This window comes from Streptomyces adustus (assembly GCF_009377175.1).
GTDB classification, from domain to species: Bacteria; Actinomycetota; Actinomycetes; order Streptomycetales; family Streptomycetaceae; genus Streptomyces; species Streptomyces adustus.
Window position 1 is genome coordinate 1 of sequence record NZ_VJZD01000387.1, and the last position, 5,684, is coordinate 5,684.

Annotated in this window: 6 protein-coding genes and 1 pseudogene; 3 read left to right on the forward strand and 4 right to left on the reverse strand. The window is 73.4% G+C overall.

Annotated features, from left to right (window positions below; translation table 11 throughout):
- Window positions 1–91 precede the first annotated feature (91 nt).
- Window positions 92–1,192, reverse strand: coding sequence for a mechanosensitive ion channel domain-containing protein (locus FNH09_RS43900; RefSeq protein WP_162470011.1), 1,101 nt, complete (start codon window positions 1,190–1,192; stop codon window positions 92–94).
- A gap of 323 nt (window positions 1,193–1,515) precedes the next feature.
- On the opposite strand from FNH09_RS43900, the gene FNH09_RS43905 reads away from it, so the two are divergent.
- Complete coding sequence (locus tag FNH09_RS43905) at window positions 1,516–2,052, forward strand: HNH endonuclease (RefSeq protein ID WP_162470012.1); 537 nt, start codon at window positions 1,516–1,518, stop codon at window positions 2,050–2,052.
- A gap of 191 nt (window positions 2,053–2,243) precedes the next feature.
- Here FNH09_RS43905 and FNH09_RS43910 read toward each other — a convergent pair whose 3' ends face one another.
- From FNH09_RS43910 to FNH09_RS43920, 3 genes are read right to left on the reverse strand one after another with little or no spacing between them, the layout of a single operon-like run.
- The gene (locus tag FNH09_RS43910) at window positions 2,244–3,611 is read right to left on the reverse strand and encodes an FtsX-like permease family protein (protein WP_162470013.1); all 1,368 of its coding nucleotides are present in this window, start codon (window positions 3,609–3,611) and stop codon (window positions 2,244–2,246) included.
- Window positions 3,608–4,306, reverse strand: a complete 699-nt coding sequence (locus tag FNH09_RS43915) for an ABC transporter ATP-binding protein (RefSeq protein WP_152895462.1) — start codon at window positions 4,304–4,306, stop codon at window positions 3,608–3,610. Before FNH09_RS43915 ends, FNH09_RS43910 begins: the two co-directional genes overlap by 4 nt.
- Complete coding sequence (locus FNH09_RS43920; protein WP_152895463.1) at window positions 4,303–4,836, reverse strand: PadR family transcriptional regulator; 534 nt, start codon at window positions 4,834–4,836, stop codon at window positions 4,303–4,305. Before FNH09_RS43920 ends, FNH09_RS43915 begins: the two co-directional genes overlap by 4 nt.
- 224 nt (window positions 4,837–5,060) lie before the next feature.
- Between FNH09_RS43920 and FNH09_RS43925 the strand changes: the two genes are divergently transcribed.
- Window positions 5,061–5,249, forward strand: a complete 189-nt coding sequence (locus FNH09_RS43925) for a hypothetical protein (protein ID WP_162470014.1) — start codon at window positions 5,061–5,063, stop codon at window positions 5,247–5,249.
- A pseudogene (locus FNH09_RS43930) lies at window positions 5,250–5,684 on the forward strand (4-alpha-glucanotransferase); the annotation flags it as partial. It abuts the gene before it with no gap.

The window sequence follows — 5,684 nt, forward strand, 5'->3', positions numbered from 1 at the left end:
ACGAGTGTGCTGAATCGCTCCGGCCCTCAGTGGACATGCGAGGAGGGCGGCGCCCCGGGGTTTCCGGGGGGCCGCCCTCCTGGCGTACCGGCTACTTCGTCGGAGTCGACGAGCGAGGCTGGGTGATCGGGGTCGTCGCCATCGACTGCGGGGAGTCCGCGTTGGCGAAGGCCGACGGGGCCGCGACCGCTGCGGCCGGGTCGACCGCCTCCGCCTCCACGGGGGACGTCGCGCCGCCCACGATGCGGATGTCGGCCTCGTCGAAGGCGCGCTTGACCCGCCAGCGCAGCTCGCGCTCCACGGCGAGGGCCTTGCCCGGCATCGTCTTCGCCGAGATCCGCACCACCATCGAGTCCAGCAGCACGCTGTCCAGGCCCAGGACCTCGATCGGGCTCCACAGGAGCTCGTTCCAGGGCTCCTCCTTGCTCATCTTCTCGGCGACCGCGTCGAGGGTGGTCTTCACCCGGTCGAGGTCCTCCGAGGCGCGCACGGTCACGTCGACGCCGGCCGTCGCCCAGCCCTGGGAGAGGTTGCCGACGCGCTTGACCTCGCCGTTGCGGACGTACCAGATCTCGCCGTTGGCGCCGCGCAGCTTGGTCACCCGCAGGCCGACCTCGATGACCTCGCCGGTGGCCACGCCCGCGTCGATCTGGTCCCCGACGCCGTACTGGTCCTCCAGGATCATGAACACGCCGGACAGGAAGTCCGTGACCAGGTTGCGGGCGCCGAAACCGATCGCCACGCCCGCGACACCGGCGGAGGCCAGCAGCGGGGCCAGGTTGATCTCGAAGGCGGACAGCACCATCAGGGCGGCCGTGCCGAGGATCAGGAAGCTCGCCACCGAGCGCAGCACCGAACCGATCGCCTGCGAGCGCTGACGGCGCCGCTCGGTGTTGGCCAGCAGCCCGCCCAGCGCCGTGCCGTCGACCGAATCGGCGGTCCGGGACATCCGGTCGATGAGCTTGGTGATCGCCCGCTGCACCGCGACTCTGAGCACCATCGCGATCACCAGGATCAGCAGGACTCTCAGACCGATCGCCAGCCACGTCGACCAGTTCTGCTCGACCCAGCTGGCCGCGTTCGTCGCGCTCTCCTGGGCGTCCTGGAGAGACGGCACCGTCACGGTCGGCGACTGCGTGGGAGTCGGCGACGGTGTGGAGCCGGCGGCCGGCAGGACGGCGGGCAAGGACACTGCAGGTACCTCCAGGTGCTGTGCTGCCACGTCCGGTGCGGCGGTCGAGGTCGACACGCACATCGAGGTCACGGAAGGGTCACCGGACGGACAGAATCACCACACTAACGGGGCACGGCGGGTGCTTCGGCGCGATACGCGAAGGAGAGACCCCGCTCACCCGGGCGTGAGCAGGGCTTGTTCCGGGGGCGCACGGGCGTGTGGTCGAAAACACTCCCAGCCCGTTACCGGGACATGGTGGCGCGTTCACCAGGCATGAGGGGAGACTGACTCCAGATCGTCCCGGCGCGAGCCACGCGCCGCCGACGCACAAGGAGGCATCCGTGCCGCACGTCCTGGTCCTCAACGCGTCGTACGAACCACTCGGCGTCGTACCGCTCCATCGCGCGCTCATCCTCGTCCTTGAGAACAAGGCCGTCTGCCTAGAGGAATCCGGCGCCTTCATGCACAGCGCAACCGTCACGATCCCCGCACCCAGCGTGGTCCGGCTCAAGAGATTCGTCCGGGTCCCCTATCGAGGGCCCGTTCCGCTCACCCGTCGTGCGCTCTTCGCCCGCGACGGCGGCCGGTGCATGTACTGCGGTGGCGTCGCAACCAGCGTCGACCACGTCATCCCGCGCAGCCGCGGGGGCAAACACGTCTGGGACAACGTGGTGGCGTCCTGCCGCCGCTGCAACCACGTGAAGGCCGACCGTCACCTCGTCGAGATCGGCTGGCGGCTGCGCCACAAACCCGCTCCGCCCACCGGCCTGGCCTGGCGCATCATCGGCACCGGGCATAGGGACCCGCGCTGGCTGCCGTACTTGCAGCCGTTCGGCGCGGACGACGCCATGGCCCGGATCGACGGCATCTCCGCCTGATGATCCGGGCCTTTGCGTTCGCCCTGCCCCCTTGAGCCGGCCCTGGGAGCCCCCCGGCGCTCCCAGGGCCGGACGTCCCGCGCGCGCCAGTCGCCACGGGCGCCGTTCGCGTGCCCCCGCTCCCCCGCCCACCGACAGGCTCCCGCGCGCCTCCGGTGCCGTCCGTGCGTCGGTTCACGTGCCGGGGCCGGTCATGTGTAGCGCAGCTCCGCCGGGCGTACCGAACGGTGCAGCAAGGGCAGCGAGGTGGCCGCCGCCAGCAGGCAGCAGGCGTACGCCGTCGGCGGGACCAGCAGCGCCGTGTACGGCACCGTCAGCGTGCCGTGACCCGAGACGGCGGAGGCGTACCCGACGCCGATCGCCATGCCGCCCACGCCCGCCGACAGGACCGAGGGGACGAGCGGCAGCGCGGTCTCCAGCAGCAGCGCCCGGGCGAGCACCCGCCGCGGCACCCCGGCCGCGGCCTGCGCGGCCAGGCCTCGCCGACGGGTGGCCAGGGCCTCCGCGGTGCCCACCGCCAGCCCGCACAGGACGATCGCGGCCGCGACCAGGATGCCGACGGCCGTGAGGCCGAGTCCCGTCGTGTAGTAGGTCATGTCCGTACCGAGCTGGTGCAGGCGGCGCATCTCGTCGAGCCCGTCGAGCAGGACCTGCCGTACCCCGACGAAGCCCGTCCCCACCACCGTCACCAGAAGCACGGCCGCGTGGGTGCGGGCCGAGGCCCACGGGTCGTCGCGCAGCCGCTCCGCCGCGATCAGCGCCGCCGCGGACCGGGCGCGGGGCGCCAGAAGTCGCCCGGTGAGCCCGGACACGGCCCCGGCCAGCCACACCGCGCCCGCCCCTACGGTGACGACCAGGCCGATCAGCGTCAGCGGCAGCCGTCCGGCCCCCACGCCCGGCGTGCCGGAGGAAGTGAGCGCCATCGCGGCCGGGGCCGGCAGGAGCACGAGCAGCGCCCCGCCCAGGAACAGCAGCCCCGGCCCCCGCCCGGAGGCAGGTCGCACCCGACGTACCCCGCCCAGCGGCGAGGCCGCCACCCGGCGCAGCGCCAGCGCGCCCGCCAGTGCGCCCAGCACCGGCACGCCCGGCGCGACCAGCGCGAATCCGGTCCAGGTGAGGGCGGTCGGCGCGGACCACAGGTGCAGCAGCACCGGTACGGCTCCGGCGGTGGCGAGCACCGAGCCCAGCAGACAGGCCAGCCCCGTCTCCAGCGCCGCGATCCGGAGCACCTGCGCGGGCGCGGCCCCGGCCAGCCGCAGCGCGGCCAGCCTCCGGTCGCGGTGGACCGCGCCGATCCGGGCGCACTGGCCGAGGAAGCCGAGCAACGGGATCAGCAGGAGCAGCAGTCCGGCGATCACTCCGGAGCGGGTGCCGGGCTCGTTCAGGAGCCCGTGCCCGACAGCGATGCCGTACCGGCCGCGCAGCGTGGCCAGGGACACGGCCGCGAGCGCGAAGCCGGTCGCCAGTGCGGCCCCGGCCGCCGTGAGACCGACCCGCCACCACTCGCGCCGGTCGGATCCCCGGGTCAGCTCCCAGGCCAGACGGAGGTCGGTCCTCACGCGGTCACCTCCGCCGGGAGCACGGCCCCGTCGCTCATCCGGATCTCGCGGTCCGCGTACGCCGCCGTCCGGTCGTCGTGCGTGACCAGCACGACCGCCGTGCCGCACTCGCGGGCCGTGTGCACCAGCGCGGTCATGACCTGCTCGCCGGCCAGGCAGTCCAGCGCCCCCGTGGGCTCGTCCGCGAACACCACCTTCGGCCCGGTGACCAGGGCGCGGGCCAGGGCGACCCGCTGTTCCTGGCCGCCGCTCAGCTCGCCCGGCCGCTGGTCCTGCTGCCCGCGCACCCCGAACCGCTCCAGCCACTCACCGGCCCGCTCCCGGGCCGCGGGCCGCGCCGTCCCGGCCAGCAGCAGCGGCAGCGCCACGTTGTCGACCGCCGTCAGCTCCGGGATCAGCTGTCCGAACTGGAAGACCACCCCGAAGTCCGTGCGGCGCAGTTCGCTCAGCCGCTCCTCGGACAACTGGTGGAGGCGCTCACCGCGGTATCCCACCGAGCCCCGGTCCGGTCGAACGATCCCCGCCAGGCAGTGCAGCAGCGTGGACTTGCCGCTGCCGCTCGGGCCGGTCACGGCGAGGATCTCGCCCGCGTACAGGTCCGCCGACGCGCCCCGTAGCGCCGGGTTCCCGCCGTACGTCTTGACCAGGTCACGGGCCGCAAGAAGCGGCACCGGGCCTTCCGCCTTGGTGTTCATGTCGCGTCGACCTCCGCGGTCAGAGTGGTCAGCCGGGCCGCCGTGGTGGTCATCCAACGGAGGTCGGCGTCGAGGTGGTTGAGGGCGTAGTCCGCCGAGAGCACAGTCGCCAGATCGGCACCCGGGTCGGTCTTGAGGGCGGTCAGCCGGCGCATCCGCTCCAGGTGGGCGGCGCGTTGCGCGCCGAGGTAGGCGGCGGGGTCACCGCCGGCCAGGATCGAGACGACGACCTTGGCGAAGATCTCGTTCGTCACGAACGGCGCCGGCGGCGCGATCTCCGCGGCCCACCTGGCCAGTTCGCGGTCGCCCTGCTCCGTGGAGCGGTACGTGGTCCGCTCCGGGCCGCCGTCCGAGCCGGTCCCCTCGACCTCGGCGAGTCCGTCGCGGACCAGGCGCTGCAAGGTCGTATAGACCTGCCCGTAGGCCAGCGGACGGGCCTGGGGAAAGCGTTCGTCGTGGCGTCGCTTGAGGTCGTAGCCATGGCTCGGCCCTCCGGCGAGCAGCCCCAGCAGGATGTGACGGGTGCTCATGGCGATCATTATGCACTCGCTATATGTATTGAGTGAATAGCGATCGGCGAGGCTTCCGCGCGTTGCGGGTCGAAGCGTGGAGCAAGGGTGTGGAATGTGACGACATGTACGTTCTACCCGCCTCGGACGTCTGCGACAGCCATCGGTGGGTAGGGCTGCGGTATCCCGTCCGGATGCCCTCCGGACCCGGTCCGGCGTCACCCGTACCCGACAAGGAGGCCCCCGTGGCCGCACCCGCATCCCTCCGTCCCCTGTTCCCCGCCCCCTCCAAACGCGAGGCCTGCCGGGCCTTCGGCGCGGAGCGGATCTGTGCCGAGCCCCCGCTGACCAGCGAACCGCCGCTGCCCGACGCGGAGCCCCTGACCAGCGAGCCCCCGCTCGCCGCCGCGGACATCGACGTCACGAGGCCGTAGATGACCGGACCCGGGACGGCCGCGCCCCTCACCGAGGACCTGTCACGGCTCGCCGCGCTGCACGGCGTCGCCACCTCCTACAGTCCCTCCCCGGACCGCACCGTCGAGGCCTCGGCCACCGCGGTCGTCAGCGCCCTGGCCGCCCTCGGCGTGGACGCCGGCACCCCGCAGGCCGCCCGCGCCGCCCTCGCCGTCCGGGAACGCGAGCTGCGCGCACGACTGCTGCCGCCCACCGTGGTCTGCCGGACCGGCACCGCCCCCCGCGCGCTCGACGCGCTGCCCGAGGGCACCCGGCTGCGCGTCGACACCGAACAGGGCGGGACCCGGACCATCGGGCCGGGCGAGCCCCGTACCGCCGTCGGCGACCTCCCGCCCGGCGTCCACCGGCTGACCGCCACCACCCCCGAGGGCCGCACGGCCCAGGCGCACCTCGTC